Here is a 16,448-nt window from a genome sequence, read left to right as displayed (position 1 = left end):
ACCACCCCTCGCGGCGGGCAGGGCGTGAGCAGCGAGGGTCACCCTCGCTGCGTCCCACGCACCCGGGGCGTCCCTCGCTGCGTCACACCGCGCCGAGCTGCGTCACACCGCGCCGAGCTCCGTCACACCGTGCCGAGCGCGAGGCCCCGGTAGTTCTCCGCCAGCGCGCGGCGGGCGGATTCCGAGACCTCGATGTGGTGCAGGTGGGCCAGGGCGAGCTGCTCGTCGAACGGGTCGCCGTCGGGGTCGACGTGCAGCATCGTCGTCATCGTCCAGGAGAAGTGCGAGGCCCTCCAGACGCGGCGCAGCGCGGTGTCGGAGTAGGCGTCGAGGAGCGTCTCGTCCTTCGAGGAGAACCACTCGCCCAGCGCGTCGGCCAGCACGCGGACGTCGGCCACCGCGAGGTTCAGCCCCTTGGCCCCGGTCGGCGGCACGATGTGCGCCGCGTCGCCGGCGAGGAACAGCCGCCCGTGGCGCATCGGCTCGGTGACGACGCTGCGCATCGGGGTGACGGACTTGTCCGTGACGGGCCCCCGCGCGAGCGTGAACGACCCCCTATCGGCGTGCTCCCCTGGATCGAGGGCGAAGCGCGCGGAGAGCTCGTCCCAGATCGCCTCGTCGGCCCACGCCTGGGCGTCCGTGCCGTTCGGCACCTGGATGTAGGCGCGGGTGACGCTCGGCGAGCGCATCGACGCCAGCGCGAACCCGGTGCGTCCGCGCGCGTAGATCAGCTCGTGGGACGACGGCGCGACGTCGGCGAGGATCCCCAGCCACGAGTACGGGTAGATGCGCTCGAACCGGCGCACGAGGTGCTCGGGGATCGCCCGTCGCGCGGGCCCGTGCGACCCGTCGGCACCGACGACGACGTCGGCGCGCAGCACGTGCTCGGCGCCCTCGTACCGGTAGCGCACCGACGGACCGTCGGTCTCGACATCGGCGACCTCGAGCACCTCGGCGTCGAACAGCAGCGGCTCGCCCTGGGACAGGCGCAGCGCGATGAGGTCCTTCGTCACCTCGGTCTGCGCCCAGATCATCACCCGCTGCCCGGTCAGCTCCTGCATGTCGACGCGCACGCTGCGACCGGAGAAGCGCAGCTCGAACCCGTCGTGGGGCAGGCCGAGCTCGTCCATCCGCGCGTCGGCGCCGACCTCGCGCAGGGCGTCGACCGTGCCGTGCTCGAGGATGCCGGCGCGCTGGCGGGTCTCGACGCGCTCGCGCGGCCGGGCCTCGAGCACGACGGAGTCGACGCCGCGCAGCCGCAGCAGGTGGGCGAGCATCAGCCCGGCGGGCCCGCCGCCGACGATCGCGACCTGGGTGCGGTCGCCGACGGGGCCGGCGGGGCTCACAGCGTCTCCGGGGTCTCGACGGTCTCGGCGGGCGGCTGGGCCAGGCCGTGCGCGGACAGGTCGAGGAACACGGTCTCGCCGGGGCCCTGCATCCGGACGTCGAACCGGTAGCCCGGCCCGGTCGGGCCGCCGTCGGGCACGGCCATCAGCGTCGCCCGGCGCTCCTCGTCGAGGGCGGAGAGCAGCGGGTCGGCCTCGTTGGCCTGCACGTGGTTCGGGAAGTAGACCCGCGTGAACAGGTGGTGCAGCAGGCCGCGCGCGAACACGGTGACCGCCAGGTGCGGGGCGTGGGGCGCGCCGGTGGGCGCCGCCGGACGCAGGGTGCGCAGGCAGTAGTCGCCGGCCCGGTTCGTCGCCACCCGCGCGAAGCCGGTGAACGTGCGGCCGTCGCGGTGCAGCGAGCCCGGGCGCACGGGCACCCGCCCGTCGGGGCCGGCCTGCCAGAACTCCAGCAGCGCGTCGGGCACCGCCGCGCCGGCGCCGTCGCGCACGGTGCCGTGGAGCGTGATCGCGCCGGGGGTGCCGGGCGGGACGACGTCACCGCCGCCGACGAAGGGCAGGCCGAACGCGAAGAACGGCCCGACGGTCTGGGAGGGCGTGAGGTCGAGCATCAGGCGTCCACATCCGGCGGGGTGGCGTGAGCGCCGTCGAGGACGATGTCCCAGCGGTAGCCCAGCGCCCATTCGGGCTCGGTCACGTCGTGGTCGTAGGCGGCGATCAGGCGCTGCTGGGCCTTCTCGTCGGTGACCGACTGGAAGATCGGGTCGAGGCCGAACAGCGGGTCGCCCGGGAAGTACATCTGCGTCACGAGCCGCTGGGTGAACGCCGTGCCGAACAGCGAGAAGTGGATGTGCGCCGGCCGCCAGGCGTTGGTGTGGTTGCGCCACGGGTAGGCACCCGGCTTGATCGTCACGAAGCGGTAGCGGCCCTCGTCGTCGGTGAGCGTGCGCCCGCCGCCGGTGAAGTTCGGGTCGAGCGGGGCGGGGTGCTGGTCCCCGTCGTGGCGGTAGCGACCGGCCGCGTTGGCCTGCCAGACCTCGACGAGCTGGCCCCGCACCGGGCGCCCGTCGCCGTCGATCACGCGGCCGGTGACGATGATCCGCTCGCCGAGGGGCTCGCCCGCGTGGTGGCGGGTCAGGTCGGCCTCGATCGGCGCGACGTCGGCGGCACCGAACACCGGCGCGGCGAGCTCGGTCAGGCTCGGTGGGGACACCACGAGCGGGTGCTGCGGGGCCCGCAGCGCGGTGCTCCGGTACGGGGCGTAGGCGCGCTCGGGGTGGCCGTCGATGCGCGGCGCCGCCTCCGCAGCGGCCGCGATCTCCGCGGAGACCTCCCGCTGCGTGGCGACGCGCGGGGCGCCGTCGGGTGGGTTCACCGTTCCAGCGTGCCGTGCGCCCGCGGCGTGCCAGAATCGAGCTTCCGGTCACCGGAAGGAGCACGGAGTGAGCCGACAGGACGAGGGGCGGGGCGGGGCGGACGGGGGTCCGACGGTGACCGAGCGCGTCCTCGGCATCCTCTCCGCGTTCGGGCCCGGCGCCGAGGCGCTGACGCTCTCGGGCATCGCCCGCGCCGCGGGGTTGCCGCTGTCGACGGCGCACCGGCTGGTGGGCGAGCTCGCGGCGTGGGGCGCCCTCGAGCGTGGCGAGGACGGGCGCTACCGCATCGGTCTGCGGCTCTGGGAGGTCGGCGCGCTCGCCCCGCGCAGCCTGGGCCTGCGCGAGCGCGCGATGCCCTACCTCGAGGACCTCTACGAGGCGACGCGGCAGAACGTGCAGCTCGCGGTGCGCGACGGGCACGAGGTCGTCTACGTCGAGCGGCTCGCCCACCCCGAGGCGGTCCGGGTGTTCTCGCGGGTGGGCGGGCGGATGCCGCTGCACGCCACCGGCGTCGGCCAGGTCCTGCTCGCGTTCGCGCCTTCCGTCGTGCAGGAGGAGGTGCTCGCGGGGCCGCTGCCGCCCCTGACACCGAAGACGATCACCGAGGCGCACGCGCTGCGCCGCGCGCTGGCCGCGGTGCGGCGGGAGGGCGTGGCGGTGTGCGACGGCATGGTCGACCCGGTCGCGCTGTCGGTGGCCGCGCCCGTGCGTGGCGAGGACGACCGGGTGGTGGCATCGCTGTCGGTGGTCGTGCCGAGCGCCGGCGCCGAGCCGCGCGCGATCGTGCCCGCCGTGCGCGCCGCGGCCCGCGGCATCTCCCGGGCGCTCGGCTCACCGGCGGCCCGGCGCCGCCCCCTGGGGGTCGTCACGCCCCTGACGGGAGCGGCCGCCGGCGAGCCGGCGGGCGCCGAGCGCGGAGCGTGACCGGGCCTACCCGGGCTCGCCGCGCGCCTTGCGGTAGAGCACCCAGACCAGGTCCACGAGGCAGATCAGGGCGACGACGCCGAACGCGAACGACGCCCACGGCAGCCAGATCACGACGAGGAAGATCACCACGCCGGCGATCGACGCCAGCAGCCCGAACGCGGCGAGCACCGCGCGCAGGGTCAGCGCGCTGTAGGCGGGGGGCGCGCCGCCGAAGCCACCGGTGGGGTCGTGGTAGTCGGGCAACCCGCGCTCGTAGTCCTCGCGGGTGCGTCGGGGCTTGGCGGACATGGTCGACACCTCCGTCCGTGCGGGTCGACGTGCGGACGTCGGGTTTGCCCGGGGCCCGGGAGCGGCGAAACACGGGTACCACCACCACCGGAGGCTCCCGTGCGCCCGTTCGACGACATCGACCGTCTCGCGAAGACCCCCGCCCTCGACAGGATCGCCGCGCCGCTGCGCGACACCGTGCACAAGGTGCTCAAGCGCCAGGACGTCAAGGACGCGCTGCACGGGGTGTGGATGGGCCACCCACTGCACCCGGTCCTGGCCCAGCTCACGGTCGGCAGCTTCGCGTCCGCCGGCATGCTCGACGTCCTGCCCCGCACCCGGCGCCCGGCCACCGCGCTCATCGCGATCGGCATGGTCTCGGCGGTGCCCACCGCCGCGGCCGGCTGGGCCGACTACGCCGACGGCCACGAGGAGCAGCAGCGCGTCGGGGTGGTGCACGCCGCCGCGAACGGCGTGATGCTCGCCGGCTACGCCGCCTCCCTGCTCGCACGGGCGCGCGGACGCAGCTTCAAGGGCGCGCTCTGGGGCTGGGCGGCGCTGGCCGTCGGCACCGTCGGTGCCTCGCTCGGCGGGCACATGGCCTACCACCAGGCCATGGGCGCGAACCACGCCGAGGGCTACCCCCACATCGGTCCGGGCGACTGGACCGACGTCGGCGCCGCGGACGAGCTGGAGGAGGGCGAGCCGACGCGGCGGATCGTCGGCGACGTCGGTGTGCTCGTCGTACGCCGCGGCCGGACGTTCCACGCGCTGGCCGACCGCTGCGCGCACGCGTCGGCGCCGCTGCACGAGGGCAGCATCGTCGACGGCGACGGGCGCGGCGAGTGCGTCGTGTGCCCGTGGCACGGCAGCGTGTTCCGCCTCGACACCGGTTCGGTCGTGCACGGGCCGGCCACGGCGCCGCAGCCGACGTTCCGCACCCGCGTGCGCGACGGGCGCCTCGAGCTCGCCGTGACGGGCTACCCGGGGGTGCCGGCGAGCTGACCGGGGCCGGCGTCGGGTCCGTCACGCGTGCTCCCCAGCGGGCGGCGGGAAGCCTATGGGAACAACCGGGGGCCGGTCCGCGCGCGCGAGAGCGTGCGGGTGTTCCACGCCGACGACGGCCGCGTCGTGGTGCTGCTCACGTGGCCCGACGGGGATGCCCTGGCACGCTTCCCGCGACGAGATGGAGCGTGACATGTCCTCCGGCGGGGACATGGCGCCGCCGGTGTTCACCGAGCTGCACGAGGACGGCGACCTCGCACACCGCGGCCGCCGGGTCGCGTGAGGCGTACATCACCCGTCGCAGTCGCACGGTTGAGGCCGGCCCATCAGGGTGGGACGTCCGGGTGAGCGACGGGCGTCCACCGGACGAAGGGGACGCGTCGACCACCTCGGTTCCCGCTCCGTCGTTGCGCGAGCACGGGGTGTGCCGTGTCAGGGTGGGTCACCGGCACCCGCCGCCTGGTCGACGACACCGTCGTCCACGATTCGCCGCGCCCCCCGGGAGCACCCCCGCAATGACGTCCGGTACGGCCGCACCTCCTGCCGACCTCTCCGACCACCGGCGCCACATCGCCCCGCACGTGATGGTCTACCTCTTCGCGTTCGTGCCGTTCGTCGCCCTGGTCGCGGCGGTCCCGCTCGCGTGGGGCTGGGGACTGACCTGGCTGGACGTGGGGCTGACCGCCGGGTTCTACGTGCTGACCATGCTCGGCGTGACCGTCGGCTTCCACCGCTACTTCACCCACGGTGCCTTCCGTGCCCGGCGCGGGCTGCGGATCGCGCTGGCCGTCGCCGGGAGCATGGCCGTCCAGGGCCCGATCCGGCACTGGGTGGCCGACCACCGGCGTCATCACGCGTTCGCCGACAAGGAGGGCGACCCGCACTCGCCGTGGGCGTTCGGCACGTCGCCCGTCGCGCTGGTGCGCGGCTTCTGGCACGCGCACATGGGCTGGATCTTCGAGCGCTCGCTCACGAACCAGCGCCGGTTCACCCCGGACCTGCTCGACGACGCGGACATGCGTGCCGTGCACCGCTGGTTCACCCCGCTGACGGTGATCAGCCTGGGCGCGCCGCCGCTGATCGGCGGTCTGGTGTCGTGGTCGTGGTGGGGCGCGCTGACGGCGTTCTTCTGGGCGAGCCTCGTGCGCGTCGGCCTGAGCCACCACGTCGCCTGGTCCACCAACTCGATCTGCCACCTCGTCGGCGAGCGCCCGTGGTCGGCGCGCGACCGTTCGACCAACGTGTGGCTGCTCGCCATCCCGAGCATGGGCGAGTCGTGGCACAACCTGCACCACGCCGACCCGACCTCGGCGCGCCACGGCGTCGGGCGCGGTCAGCTCGACATCTCGGCGCGCACGATCTGGCTGTTCGAGAAGCTCGGCTGGGCCAGCCACGTCAAGTGGCCCACGGCTCGGCGGCTCGAGCGTCTGGCCGCCCGGGTGTCCTAGGGAGCTCTGCTCCTGGCGCCGCATCTCCTCGGCGCGGCGGATCAGTAGGCACGCCGGTAACGGGCGTCGAGCAGGCAGTAGAGGCCGAAGGCGGCCAGCCCGACCGACACCGCCACCAGCGGCGCCACGCCCTGCCAGCGGTCGACGAGCTCGCGCAGCGCGAGGTCGAGCCCGCCGATCTGGCTGGGGTCGCCGCGCAGCGCCCCGACCGCGAACAGCACGCCGACGGCCCCGAACGCGAGGGCGCGGGCGAGGTTGCCGACCGCACCGAGGACGATCGCTGCGCGCCGGGCCCCGACCGGGAGGTCGTCGACGAGGTCGCCCATGAAGGTCCGGGCGACGCCGGTGTAGACCATCGAGCCCGCGATGACCATGACCGTGATCGCGACCGCGCCGACGAGCAGTTGACCGCCCGGCAGGCCGAGCAGCCAGGTCACGAGCTTCTGGGGCCCCGCCCGTCCCTGCGCCGGGTCGCCGAGGACGGTGCGCGCGGCGACGTAGGCGACGGCGAGCACGGCGACGGCCTTGGCCGCCGCCCCGACCCGCTTGCGGAAGCGCTCCCCGCCCGACACCCAGCGGAACCCGACCGCCACCGCCGTGACCTGCCAGACCGCGAACGCCGCGAGGCCCGCGACGAACACGAGGAGCAGCACGATCCCGGCCGCACCCACGGCCGCGACGGCGGACACCGCGCCCTGCTGGTCCACCTCGCTCGGCCCGGCGCCGAACGCCAGGCGCAGTCCCAGCCCCGCGACCAGCAGGTGCACCGCGCCGTAGGCCACCAGGCCCACCCGGCCCAGCAGCTCGACCAGGCGGCTCGGGGCGTCGCCGCCGCCGTGCAGGGTCCGGTCCACCGCCTCGTGCACCGCGTGCTCCGCGACGGCCTCGACCGCGTGCGGGTCGCGGTCGGACGCCGTGGGCGCGGCGTCGTCGGCCGCACGGGAACTGCTCACCGACGGGACATCACCCGGTCGACGGCGCGGTGAAACGTCCGTGGTGACCCGGCGCACGCTCCTCAGAAGTCGGGCGAGGTCTCGCTCGGGACGCCCCGGGCGTCGGGCACGCGCTGCAGGTGGACCCGGCGCGCCAGCCGGATCACCGGGCGGATCAGCAGCTCCACGCTGCCGAGGACGAACAGCCACGTCCCCGCGTAGGTGGTCGACTCGGAGAAGAACAGGATGCTGCCGAGGAGGAACCAGATCGCGATGAGGATGTCGTTGACGATCGACAGGACCTCGTAGCGACGCCGGATGACCAGTTCCTCGCGGCCCATGGTGAAGACCAGCGGGCCGTGTCCGCCCGTCGATGCGCTCATGGGGTGCAGCGTGCCCGGCGCCGTCGCGTCAGGCGACAACAGGCGACGTCAGGGGAACGAGTGGGCGTGGCGCTCGGCGGAGTCGGCGTCCTCGCGCGCCCGGTCGGCCTCCCGGCGGCGGGTGTCGCGCTCGCGCGCCGCGGTGTCGGCGCGGTCCCAGGCCCCGCGACGGGCGTCCTCGGCGGCCTCGAGGCGGGCACGCAGGTCGCTCACCGTCGCGTCGGCCTCCTCGGCCTCCGCATGCGCGGCGTCGGCGTCCTCGCCCGCGCGCCGCGCCGCCTCGGCCGCCTCGTCGGCGCGCGCCCGGGCCTCCCGGGCGGCCTGCTCGGCGCGCTCGCGCTCCTCGCGCTCCCGGCGTTCACGCTCGGCGCGCTCGCGCTCCTCCTGCTCCCGCTCCTCCTGCTCGCGGGCGTGCCGGTCGTCCTGCTCCTCGGCGTCCTCGCGGGCCGGCGCCGACGGGCGGGACGGGCGCCGGTCCGGCCGGCGCTGCGTCGGGCGCGCGGGGTGCGCCGGGCGGGCGGGCCGTGCCCCGGACGCCGGGCCGCCCAGGGCGGCGCTGACGCCGCCGTCGCCCAGCCCCGCCCCGGCCTCCATCCCGCCCGCCAGCTGCCCACCCGCGAGCGCCCGCGCCGCGGTGGGGTCGGCGAGCGCCGCGCCGATGGTGCGCTCGAGCTCGCGGACCGCCGGGTCGCCGAGACGCACCGACTCCTCGCGGGCGATCCGCCGTCCGCGTTCGACCAGCGCGTTGATGAGGCCGTGGCGCTGGCGCGAGAGCTGGCGCAGCGCGTCGCCCTCGAGCTTCTCCTGCGCCTCCCGCAGCGACGAGCCGAGCTCCTCGAGCGCGCCGATCTCGTCGGGGAACTCGCGGGCGAGCCTGTTGGCCACCCAGGCCGCCACGGACGGTTTGCGCAGCCCGCCGATCTCGCCCGCCAGCTCCCGGTCGCCGGCCTGGCGCACCTGCTTGACCAGGGCGTCGCGGTACGGGATGAACTCCTCCCGCCCGACCCCGTACAGCAGGTCGGCGGCGTCCTCGAGGGAGGTGGGCAGCTCCTCGTCGGCACCGGGCGTGTCGGCCTCGGCGGGCGCGTCCTGGGCCGGGGGCATGCGGACACCTCGTCGGTCGTGGTTCGCGCCGGTGGCGCGCGTGGGGACACTGTGGTCCATGGCGCCCTCCGTCCGCACGCTCGCCCGGCGTGCTCGTCGCCAGGTGCTGCGCCCGCCCCGCTTCCTCGCCCGCGCCGCCCGCGCGAGCGGGCCCGAGCGCGAAGCCGTCATCCAGGCGGCCAAGGCCGCGGTCGCCGCCGCCCTGGCGTGGCTGCTCTCCCGCTGGGTGCTGGAGTCGCCGCAGCCGTGGCTCGCGCCCTACGCGGCGGTGTTCCTCGTCGTGCAGGTCACCATCTACCGGTCGGTGCGGGATGCCGGGCAGCAGCTCGCGGTCGTCGCCACGGGCGTCGTGCTCGCCCTGGTCGCGACCCTGCTCACCGACCAGGTCGTGGTGGGGCTCGCGGTCGTGGTGCTCGTCGGGATGCTGCTCTCCCGGCTGCGGATGTTCGGCGAGCACGGGCAGTGGGTGGCGGTGACGGCGCTCATCCTCGTCTCCCAGGCGGGTCCCGAGGCCAGCTCCCCCGTGAGCGCCGTCGTGCGCCTCGCCGAGATCGCTGTGGGCGCGGTGGTGGGCGTCGTGGTCAACATGCTCGTGCTCCCACCCGTCTACCAGCGCGACGCCACGGCCGCGCTGACCGGCGTCGCGGGTCGCCTCGCCGACCTCTTGCGCCGGATGGCGTCCTCGCTGCGGGAGGACCAGGAGGCGCGGGCGGATCTCGCGCACGACTGGTTGCACCGCGCCCGAGGCCTCGCCGACGAGGCGCGCCGCGCCCGCGACAGCGCCTCCTGGGCGCGCGAGAGCCTGCGCCTCAACCCGGTGCGCCGGCGGCAGCGCACCGCCGACCCCGCCGCCGTGCTCGGGCCGGCCGCCGACGCCGTCGTCGAGGTCTCGAGCCACGTCGTCGACCTGTGCGAGGCCACCGTCGACGCCGCCGAGCAGCAGGACGAGGCCCGCGCGGACGAGGACGAGACCACCGAGGGCGGCGAGCCGGGCCTCGACCCGCTGTTCGTGGGTTCGTTCGCCGACCTGCTCGACCATCTCGCCGCGGCGATGGAGGAGATCCGCGACGACCCGGCCGCCATGTCGCCCCAGGCCGACCGCCACCCACCCGGCACGGGGGCTCTGGAGCTGATGAGCGCGGTGCACCGCGAGGCCGCGCAGCGGCTGCCCGGCTCGACCGGTGAGGTGCGCGCGGGCTGGAGCGTCGAGGGTGCGCTGCTCAACGCCGCCCAGCGCGCGGTCGTCGACCTCACGGGCCGGCGGCCGGGATCGTCGGAGTGAGGCGCCGAGCTCGCCGGTGCGATCTCCCGAGGCTGCCGGGAGCGTGGTGCGACCGGCCGGCGTCGACGCGGCGAGTCGGCCGGCGATCCCCGTGGGCACGCACGCTCCGGTGACGAACTCCGCGCTCAGCGCGGACTTCGTCACCGAAGTCCTCGCCATGGTCGAGGTCGGCGACGGCTACCCCCGGCCCTGGGCGCCTGTCCACTCCCACATGGTCCAGCGGTAGCTACCGTCCTCCTCGACCTCGTACTCGATCACATCGGCCACCTGCGCGACCCGCTTGAACGTCTCCGACGAGGTCGTCGCCGCGCCCCATACGCCGTAGCTCGCGGAGTAGCCAGGACCGGTGGGCCGTCCGACGCCGCCGCCGGACCAGTCCGCGACGTCACCGTTGCTCGACATCATCAGCACGTGGCCCTCGCCGTAGAGCACGCCCCCCGACCGGATCGTCTGACGGTAGGTACCGATGTCGGTGATGTCCTGGCCCACCAAGGTGCCGGTGCCCTGGAACGAGACCTCGATCCAGATGTCCTGGCCCTCCGTCGGGAGCACGCGAACGCTGGTGAACTTCCCGTGCGCTTCCCCCAATTTGTCGCCCAGCACGCTGTCCGCCTCCTTCCGAGTACCCGTGGAGCCGTCGGTCAGGAGCGCAGCTCGACCCACGGACTCGCGACCGCTCCGACGTCGGGCGACCGTCCCGCCAGGCCCGCTGGGCCGCCAGGGACCATCGGCGGGAGGCGGTAGGACGGTCGGCCCCCGTACCCCGCGGACCGGCACCCAGGGTGGTCCGACCGTTCCACGGAGCGACGACGCCGCCTACGTCGCCCGCGGCGCCACGACACGACCGAGACCCGGCGGCGAGGGCGCCATCCCCGTCGTGGCCGGGCCCTCGAGCACGTCGCCGTCGGGGGCGAAGCGCGAGCCGTGCAGCGGACAGTCCCAGCTCTGCGCGGCGTCGTTCCACGCGACGATCCCGCCGAGGTGCGGACAGACGGCGCCGACCTCGTGCTCCACGCCGCCGACCCGGCAGCGCGCGATCTTGCCGCGCGAGGTGGTCTCGATCCGACCCTCGCCCTCGGCGAGCGCCGCGCCGGTGGGCAGGTGCGGGCGGGCCCAGCCCGTGGCGAGGTAGCGGCCGACCTCGGTGTTGACCCGGGCGAGGGTCGGCAGCGCCGACGTCGTGGGCGCCCGGTCGGCGCGCAGCGCGCGCATCCAGGGGTTGTCACGTCCGAGGACGTGGTCGCGCAGGCCCAGCGCCGCCGCCGTGCCGCCCGTCATCCCCCACTTCGCGAACCCGGTGGCGACGAGGACACGCGGCTGCCAGCGCATCGGGCCGACGAACGGCAGCCCGTCCTCGGGCTCGTAGTCCTGCGCCGACCAGCGGTGGGTGATCTCGCGGACGGCGAAGTGGTCGGCGGCCCACGCCGCCAGCGCCTGCTCGTGCGCGGAGGTGGGCGTGCTCGCGCCGACGCGGTGGCCGAAGCCGCCGGTGAGCAGGCGCCTCTCCCCCTCGATCACGGCGGTGCGCAGGGAGACGGTCGGCTCGTCGGCCGAGAGGTACATCGCCTCGGGCAGCGGCCCGTCGACGCGGACCGCCTGGGCGTAGGAGCGGCTGGGCTCGACGCGGGCGAAGTACAGGCCGCGGTCGAGGATCGGGACGCCGGTCGCGAGCACGACCCGCTCGGCGCGGACCTCGCCGTGGTCGGTGCGCAGCCGGGGTGCGCCGAGCAGCGAGACGCTGCGCACGCGGGTGTTCTCGTGCACCGCGTGGCCGCCGTCGTGCAGCTCGCGGGCGAGGTCGGCGAGGTAGGGCATGGGGTCGAACTGCGCCTGGTCGGGCAGCGTCACGGCCTCGGAGACGGCGAACGGCAGGCCGACGTCGGTCCCGAGGCGCGCGGGCAGCCCCGCGCGGCGCAGCACCGCGGCCTCGCGCCGGATCGCCTCGGCGCCCGCCGACGATCGCCCGCTGGTCGCGAACGTGACCGCGTCGCGGCTCTCGAGGTCGCAGTCGACCCGCCGGGCACGGTCGAGCAGCCACTCCTCACCGGCGCGGTGTGCGGCGACGTAGGCGTCGACGGCCTCCTCGTCGTGGCGCGCGTCGAGCGCGGCGCCACGGGTGCCCTGCAGGACGGAGATCTTGGCGGTGGTGTTGCCGCTCGCGACCGCCCCGATGCGCCGGCCCTCGAGCACCGCGACGTGCAGGCCCTCGCGCGCGAGCAGCACCGCCGTGGTCAGGCCCGTGATGCCGGCGCCGACGACGGCGACGTCGACCCGCCGGTCGCCGCGCAGCGCCGGGTAGGTGTCGGGTTCCTCGGCGTGCTCGGGGTCGTGCCACGCGGAGAGCTCGCGGGCGGGCAGCGCGGGGGCGGTGCCGTCCCGACCGCCGCCCCTGCCGCCGTCCATGCCGTCCATGCCGTCCAGGTGTCCGCGCGTCCGGTGGGGCAAACGGCACCCCGTGTGAGCGATCTTCGCGGCTGTAGCCGCGAAGATCGCTCACATGGGAGGAGTCAGACCGCCACCAGCTGCTCGATGCTCGACTCGCGCTCGATCTGGTCGCGTAGCGCGGCCAGCGTGCGCGAGAGCAGCCGCGAGACGTGCATCTGCGAGATGCACAGGACCGAGGCGATCTCGGCCTGCGTCTTCTCGTGCACGAACCGCAGCGCGAGCATGGTGCGCTCGCGCTCGGGCAGGTCGCGGACCAGGGACCCGACCAGCGTGCGGACCTCGACGCGGTCGAGCTCGCCGTCGGGCACCCCGAGGATGTCCATGAGCGCCGAGTCGTCGCCGTCGCCGAGGGACTCGTCGAGCGACGCGGGCTGGTACGAACCGTGCGCGGCGATCGCCTCGGCGACCTCGTCGCGGCTCATGCCCAGGTGTTCGGCGAGCTCGGCCGCCGTGGGCGCGCGCCCCAGCTGCTGGGACAGCGACGCCGTCGCCGACCCGACCGCGACGTAGCGGTCCTTGACGCTGCGCGGCGTGCGCACCGACCAGGCCGAGTCACGGAAGTGGCGGCGGACCTCGCCCATGATCGTCGGCACCGCGTAGGACAGGAAGTCCCGCTCGCGGCCCGGGTCGAAGCGGTCGAGCGCGTGGAGCAGGCCCAGCGAGGCCACCTGCTCGAGGTCGTCGGTCGGTTCGCCACGCCGGGCGAACCGGCGGGCGATGTTGCGGGCCACGGGTAGGAAACCCACGACGAGCTTCTCCCTGACGCGTTCGCGTCGTGGGTCGTCGTCGGGCAGGGACGCGTACTCCTCCAGCAACGGGACGTACTCGTCGTAATCACTACTGCGTCCGGCCATCGGTCACCCCCAAGGGGCCCCGAGGATCCGGAGGCGGGCTCCGGATGCAGGCGGGGCGCTCTTTCGGTATGAGCTGACCCGGCTGGTGTCTGAACCGGAGTTCCTGTGCAGATGGTCAGTGCCCCGTACGCGGTGTGCTCACACATGCGTGGCCGGTGACCGGCCGATGGGGCGCCGGGGACGCTACCGGTGGCGCAGCCGGTCGACCAGGTCCAGCAGCGCGGCGTCGACCACCGCGTGGTGGGTCTGGTTGACCGCGTGTCCCGCGCCGTCGACCAGCACCAGGCGCGCCCGCGGGCCGAGCGTCTCGGCGATGCGGCGGCCGTGCGCGGCCGGGGTGAGCCGGTCGTCGGTGGCGGCCACGACGGTGGTCGGGATCCGCGCCAGCGCGGGGAGCGCGTCGGTCTCGTCGTGGTCGAGAAGAGTGGACGAGAACGCCGAGGTCACCGGGAGCGGGACGCTCTCGGTGACCGTCTGCAGGCGCCGCACCTCGTCGTCGGTGGCGTCGGGGGTGAACGCGAGCCGACGCACGAGCCAGCGCCCCAGCAGCGAGTCGCGCCACGGCAGCTGGTCGGCCAGCGGCGCCGCGAGGCGGGCGCCCTGGAGCACCGCGGGCAGCACGCCGGCCCGGCGCGCCGTGGCGTGCAGCACGCCGAGCAGGCCGTCGGAGACGAGGTCGCCGGCGGAGGTGGCGACGAGGAACACGCCGCCCACCCGCGTGCCGAACCACTCGGGGTGGCGGCGGGCCAGCGCGAGCACGCTCATGCCGCCCATCGAATGCCCGCCGAGCACCACCCGCCCGCACGGGGCCACGGCCTCGACGACGGCCGCCAGGTCGCGCCCGAGCTGGTCGATCGTGGCGCGGCGCGGGTCGCCCCAGCCCGAGCGTCCGTGGCCCCGCTGGTCCCACGTCACCACCCGCGCGCGATGGGCGAGGGCCGCGACCTGCGGCGACCACTCCGTCGAGTCGACGGTGAAACCGTGGGTGAGCACGACGGTGGGGCCCTGGTGACCGCGGATCTCGACGTGCAGCGGGACCCCGTCGCTGGTGCGCACGCCGTGGACCGGACGGGGACGGGGTCGCTGGTGCGCGGAGGCGGGAGCCGGGGCGGACGTCCCGGGCACGCCGGGGGTCGCGCCGGCCCGCTCGGTGGGCAGGACGGCCATGGACCCAGGATCGGCGTCTCCGCCGCCGCCTCCAGCCCGCCGGCCGGTGATGTCGACCAGGTGCTCCCCGCGGCCGACGGGCGGTGTGACCGGGGTCCCAGCGGCCGCGTCGCCTCACTCCGACGGAGCAGTCGGGGCAGTCGGGGCAGTCGGGGCGCCGTTCGTCGAGTCGCTAGTGCCTCGGCTCGACGGCCAGCGTCACCGCGGTGGGGTGGGCCGCGTCGTGGAGCACCTCACGGGGCTGGGGCACGAGCGTCGTGGCCTCGCCCAGCGGTTCGCCCGTCCCGGGGTTGCGGGCGAAGCGCGGGTGGGCGCCGCCGGAGACCTGCACGCGCAGCCGGTGCCCGGCGGCGAAGCGGTGACCGGTCGGCCAGAGGTCCAGGGTCACCGCGCGGGTGCCGTCGGCGGCGGTGGGCGGCGAGCCCGGGGTCAGGCGGACGAGGCCGTCGGTGATGTTCACCGAGCGCCCGCGGGGGTCGACGTCGCAGACGCGGACGAAGACGTCGAGGTGCCCGACCTCCGTGCGCAGGTGCACCGTGGCCGACACCGGGCCGAGGGCGACGACGTCGTCGGCGAGCGGGTCGGAGGAGAAGACGGCGACGTCGGGGCGGGCCTCGAGCGCGGACTGGTCGCGGGGGCCCGAGCGGCCCGTGAGGATGGGGCCGCCGACGGCCGGGGTGGGGTCACCGGGGTCGTAGTCGACCCGCGTACCGGGCCAGCGCACGGCGCCGTCGGTCCGGTCGGGCGGCGGCTGGACCGACAGGGAGTGGTCGGCGCGCAGGTACCAGGTGCGCTCGACGGCGTCCGGCGGCGGCCAGTCCGCGAGCCGCCGGCTGCCCCCGCCGCCGGACAGCGTCACGGCGACCGGTGTCTGCGTGGTGGTCGCCGCCGTCGTCGCGCCGCCGCCGTCGAGCACCCGCTCGAACGCGGCCAGCGACTCGCGCATCCCGGCGGCCATGCCCGGGCCCGCGGTGTGCACCCACGGGCCCAGCACGAGCCGCGGGCGCGCCCCGGCGGCCCGCAGCGCGGCGTGGTCGGCGAGCTGCCAGGGCAGGAAGATGTCGGAGAAGCCGCCGAGCATCACCACCTCGACCCCGGCCCGCGCGACGTCGTCGATGCCGGCGCCGTAGGAGCGGTGGGCCCAGTACGCCGAGTCGGGGTCGGACTCGCGCAGCCAGTCCTGGAACCAGTCGACCTGGCCGCCGGTGGCGCGCGAGTCGGCGGAGCTCAGGGGCAGCGCGTCGAGGGCGTCGACGACGTTGCGGCGCCCGCGCAGCAGCCGCACGACGCGGACGACGGGCCCGGCGGCGAGCGTGCGCATCGTCGAGGTCCAGGACAGGGCGTTGTCCAGCGAGAACGCGCCGCCGGGGTAGGTCTGGCCGCGGAACGAGGACGCGGTGACCAGCGTGCCCATGGCGCGCAGGGCCCCGCCCGCCGCCGGGGCCAGGGCCCACTGCGTCAGGCCCAGGTAGCTGGGGCCGAGCGTGGCCAGGCGCCCGTCGCACCACGGCTGGTCGAGCACCCAGGCGACGAACGCGCACCCGTCGTCGGCCTCGTCGAACGGCGAGAGGACGCCGCCGGAACCGGCCGTGCCGCGCACCGACTGCACGACGACCTGGAGGCCGCGCTCGGCGACGAGGCGCCCGAACACCGTGCCGACCCACCCCGCGCGCCCGTAGGGGCTGCGCACCACGACCACCGGACCCCGCGCCACCCCGGCGGGACGGTGGTGGTCGTGGCGCAGGACGGTGCCGTCGGGCATCGGGACCGCGACGTCGCGGTCGACCGACACGCGCCGGGCGCGGGGCGCGGGCAGGCGCATCGCCCGGCGCAGCAGGGCGGTCGTGAGGCTCATCCGCGCCAGTCTCGCCGCGGGGTGCGCTCCGCGCACGTGAGCACTTCGAGGCGCCCC

The 16,448-nt window shown here is 75.7% G+C and carries 16 protein-coding genes; 4 read left to right on the top strand and 12 right to left on the bottom strand.

Annotation, left to right across the window (positions count from 1 at the left end; genetic code table 11):
• Positions 1 to 122: 122 nt before the first annotated feature.
• From C8D89_RS05075 to pcaH, 3 genes are read right to left on the bottom strand one after another with little or no spacing between them, the layout of a single operon-like run.
• On the bottom strand, positions 123 to 1,346 hold the full coding sequence (locus C8D89_RS05075; protein ID WP_279323354.1) for a 4-hydroxybenzoate 3-monooxygenase: 1,224 nt from the start codon (positions 1,344 to 1,346) through the stop codon (positions 123 to 125).
• Complete coding sequence (pcaG, locus tag C8D89_RS05070; RefSeq protein WP_165825558.1) at positions 1,343 to 1,957, bottom strand: protocatechuate 3,4-dioxygenase subunit alpha; 615 nt, start codon at positions 1,955 to 1,957, stop codon at positions 1,343 to 1,345. The genes C8D89_RS05075 and pcaG overlap by 4 nt, the downstream gene beginning before the upstream one ends.
• Entirely contained in the window at positions 1,957 to 2,721 is a 765-nt protein-coding gene (gene pcaH, locus C8D89_RS05065) for a protocatechuate 3,4-dioxygenase subunit beta (protein ID WP_423716690.1), read from the bottom strand. Before pcaH ends, pcaG begins: the two co-directional genes overlap by 1 nt.
• Positions 2,722 to 2,788: 67 nt before the next feature.
• On the opposite strand from pcaH, the gene C8D89_RS05060 reads away from it, so the two are divergent.
• Positions 2,789 to 3,646: an IclR family transcriptional regulator gene (locus C8D89_RS05060; RefSeq protein ID WP_116707019.1), complete on the top strand. Its 858-nt coding sequence runs from the start codon at positions 2,789 to 2,791 to the stop codon at positions 3,644 to 3,646.
• A 6-nt stretch (positions 3,647 to 3,652) separates the two neighbouring features.
• Here C8D89_RS05060 and C8D89_RS05055 read toward each other — a convergent pair whose 3' ends face one another.
• Positions 3,653 to 3,937 (bottom strand): DUF6343 family protein, encoded by a 285-nt coding sequence (locus tag C8D89_RS05055; protein ID WP_116707338.1) that lies wholly within the window; start codon positions 3,935 to 3,937, stop codon positions 3,653 to 3,655.
• Positions 3,938 to 4,036: 99 nt separating this feature from the next.
• Between C8D89_RS05055 and C8D89_RS05050 the strand changes: the two genes are divergently transcribed.
• Together C8D89_RS05050 and C8D89_RS05045 are read left to right on the top strand one after the other, a co-directional pair.
• Complete coding sequence (locus C8D89_RS05050) at positions 4,037 to 4,921, top strand: Rieske (2Fe-2S) protein (protein WP_116707018.1); 885 nt, start codon at positions 4,037 to 4,039, stop codon at positions 4,919 to 4,921.
• A 515-nt stretch (positions 4,922 to 5,436) separates the two neighbouring features.
• A complete protein-coding gene (locus C8D89_RS05045; RefSeq protein WP_116707017.1) occupies positions 5,437 to 6,369 on the top strand; it encodes an acyl-CoA desaturase in 933 nt (310 codons plus the stop codon).
• A gap of 41 nt (positions 6,370 to 6,410) precedes the next feature.
• Here the strand turns inward: C8D89_RS05045 and C8D89_RS05040 are convergent, their stop codons facing one another.
• The 3 genes from C8D89_RS05040 to C8D89_RS29045 all read right to left on the bottom strand — a co-directional run bounded on the left by C8D89_RS05040 (position 6,411) and on the right by C8D89_RS29045 (position 8,788).
• Positions 6,411 to 7,322: a DUF1206 domain-containing protein gene (locus C8D89_RS05040; protein ID WP_165825557.1), complete on the bottom strand. Its 912-nt coding sequence runs from the start codon at positions 7,320 to 7,322 to the stop codon at positions 6,411 to 6,413.
• A 62-nt stretch (positions 7,323 to 7,384) separates the two neighbouring features.
• Positions 7,385 to 7,684, bottom strand: coding sequence for a YrhK family protein (locus C8D89_RS05035; RefSeq protein ID WP_116707015.1), 300 nt, complete (start codon positions 7,682 to 7,684; stop codon positions 7,385 to 7,387).
• 48 nt (positions 7,685 to 7,732) lie between these two features.
• On the bottom strand, positions 7,733 to 8,788 hold the full coding sequence (locus tag C8D89_RS29045) for a hypothetical protein (protein ID WP_165825556.1): 1,056 nt from the start codon (positions 8,786 to 8,788) through the stop codon (positions 7,733 to 7,735).
• A gap of 58 nt (positions 8,789 to 8,846) precedes the next feature.
• Between C8D89_RS29045 and C8D89_RS05025 the strand changes: the two genes are divergently transcribed.
• Positions 8,847 to 10,070: an FUSC family protein gene (locus C8D89_RS05025; protein ID WP_165825555.1), complete on the top strand. Its 1,224-nt coding sequence runs from the start codon at positions 8,847 to 8,849 to the stop codon at positions 10,068 to 10,070.
• Positions 10,071 to 10,247: 177 nt separating this feature from the next.
• On the opposite strand, the gene C8D89_RS05020 is transcribed toward C8D89_RS05025, so the two are convergent.
• The 5 genes from C8D89_RS05020 to C8D89_RS05000 all read right to left on the bottom strand — a co-directional run bounded on the left by C8D89_RS05020 (position 10,248) and on the right by C8D89_RS05000 (position 16,391).
• Positions 10,248 to 10,673, bottom strand: a complete 426-nt coding sequence (locus C8D89_RS05020; protein ID WP_243417868.1) for a hypothetical protein — start codon at positions 10,671 to 10,673, stop codon at positions 10,248 to 10,250.
• 213 nt (positions 10,674 to 10,886) lie between these two features.
• Positions 10,887 to 12,482, bottom strand: coding sequence for an FAD-dependent oxidoreductase (locus C8D89_RS05015; RefSeq protein WP_207787068.1), 1,596 nt, complete (start codon positions 12,480 to 12,482; stop codon positions 10,887 to 10,889).
• 95 nt (positions 12,483 to 12,577) lie between these two features.
• Complete coding sequence (locus tag C8D89_RS05010; RefSeq protein WP_116707012.1) at positions 12,578 to 13,369, bottom strand: SigB/SigF/SigG family RNA polymerase sigma factor; 792 nt, start codon at positions 13,367 to 13,369, stop codon at positions 12,578 to 12,580.
• 183 nt (positions 13,370 to 13,552) lie between these two features.
• Positions 13,553 to 14,536, bottom strand: a complete 984-nt coding sequence (locus C8D89_RS05005; RefSeq protein ID WP_116707011.1) for an alpha/beta fold hydrolase — start codon at positions 14,534 to 14,536, stop codon at positions 13,553 to 13,555.
• A 172-nt stretch (positions 14,537 to 14,708) separates the two neighbouring features.
• Positions 14,709 to 16,391: a CocE/NonD family hydrolase gene (locus C8D89_RS05000; protein ID WP_116707010.1), complete on the bottom strand. Its 1,683-nt coding sequence runs from the start codon at positions 16,389 to 16,391 to the stop codon at positions 14,709 to 14,711.
• Positions 16,392 to 16,448: the final 57 nt, after the last annotated feature.

Origin of the sequence: Actinomycetospora cinnamomea, assembly GCF_003096675.1 — a bacterium.
Classification (GTDB): domain Bacteria; phylum Actinomycetota; class Actinomycetes; order Mycobacteriales; family Pseudonocardiaceae; genus Actinomycetospora; species Actinomycetospora cinnamomea.
The sequence above is the reverse complement of the archived record's forward strand: the minus strand, read 5'-3'. Positions and strand labels throughout refer to the sequence as shown.

Coding starts and splice junctions, on each gene's coding strand:
- C8D89_RS05010 (WP_116707012.1), bottom strand. CDS start 13,369: ATGGCCGGACGCAGTAGTGATTACGACGAGTACGTCCCGTTGCTGGAG.
- C8D89_RS05035 (WP_116707015.1), bottom strand. CDS start 7,684: ATGAGCGCATCGACGGGCGGACACGGCCCGCTGGTCTTCACCATGGGC.
- C8D89_RS29045 (WP_165825556.1), bottom strand. CDS start 8,788: ATGCCCCCGGCCCAGGACGCGCCCGCCGAGGCCGACACGCCCGGTGCC.
- pcaG (WP_165825558.1), bottom strand. CDS start 1,957: ATGCTCGACCTCACGCCCTCCCAGACCGTCGGGCCGTTCTTCGCGTTC.
- C8D89_RS05045 (WP_116707017.1), top strand. CDS start 5,437: ATGACGTCCGGTACGGCCGCACCTCCTGCCGACCTCTCCGACCACCGG.
- C8D89_RS05000 (WP_116707010.1), bottom strand. CDS start 16,391: ATGAGCCTCACGACCGCCCTGCTGCGCCGGGCGATGCGCCTGCCCGCG.
- C8D89_RS05025 (WP_165825555.1), top strand. CDS start 8,847: ATGGCGCCCTCCGTCCGCACGCTCGCCCGGCGTGCTCGTCGCCAGGTG.
- C8D89_RS05005 (WP_116707011.1), bottom strand. CDS start 14,536: ATGGCCGTCCTGCCCACCGAGCGGGCCGGCGCGACCCCCGGCGTGCCC.
- C8D89_RS05015 (WP_207787068.1), bottom strand. CDS start 12,482: ATGGACGGCATGGACGGCGGCAGGGGCGGCGGTCGGGACGGCACCGCC.
- C8D89_RS05055 (WP_116707338.1), bottom strand. CDS start 3,937: ATGTCCGCCAAGCCCCGACGCACCCGCGAGGACTACGAGCGCGGGTTG.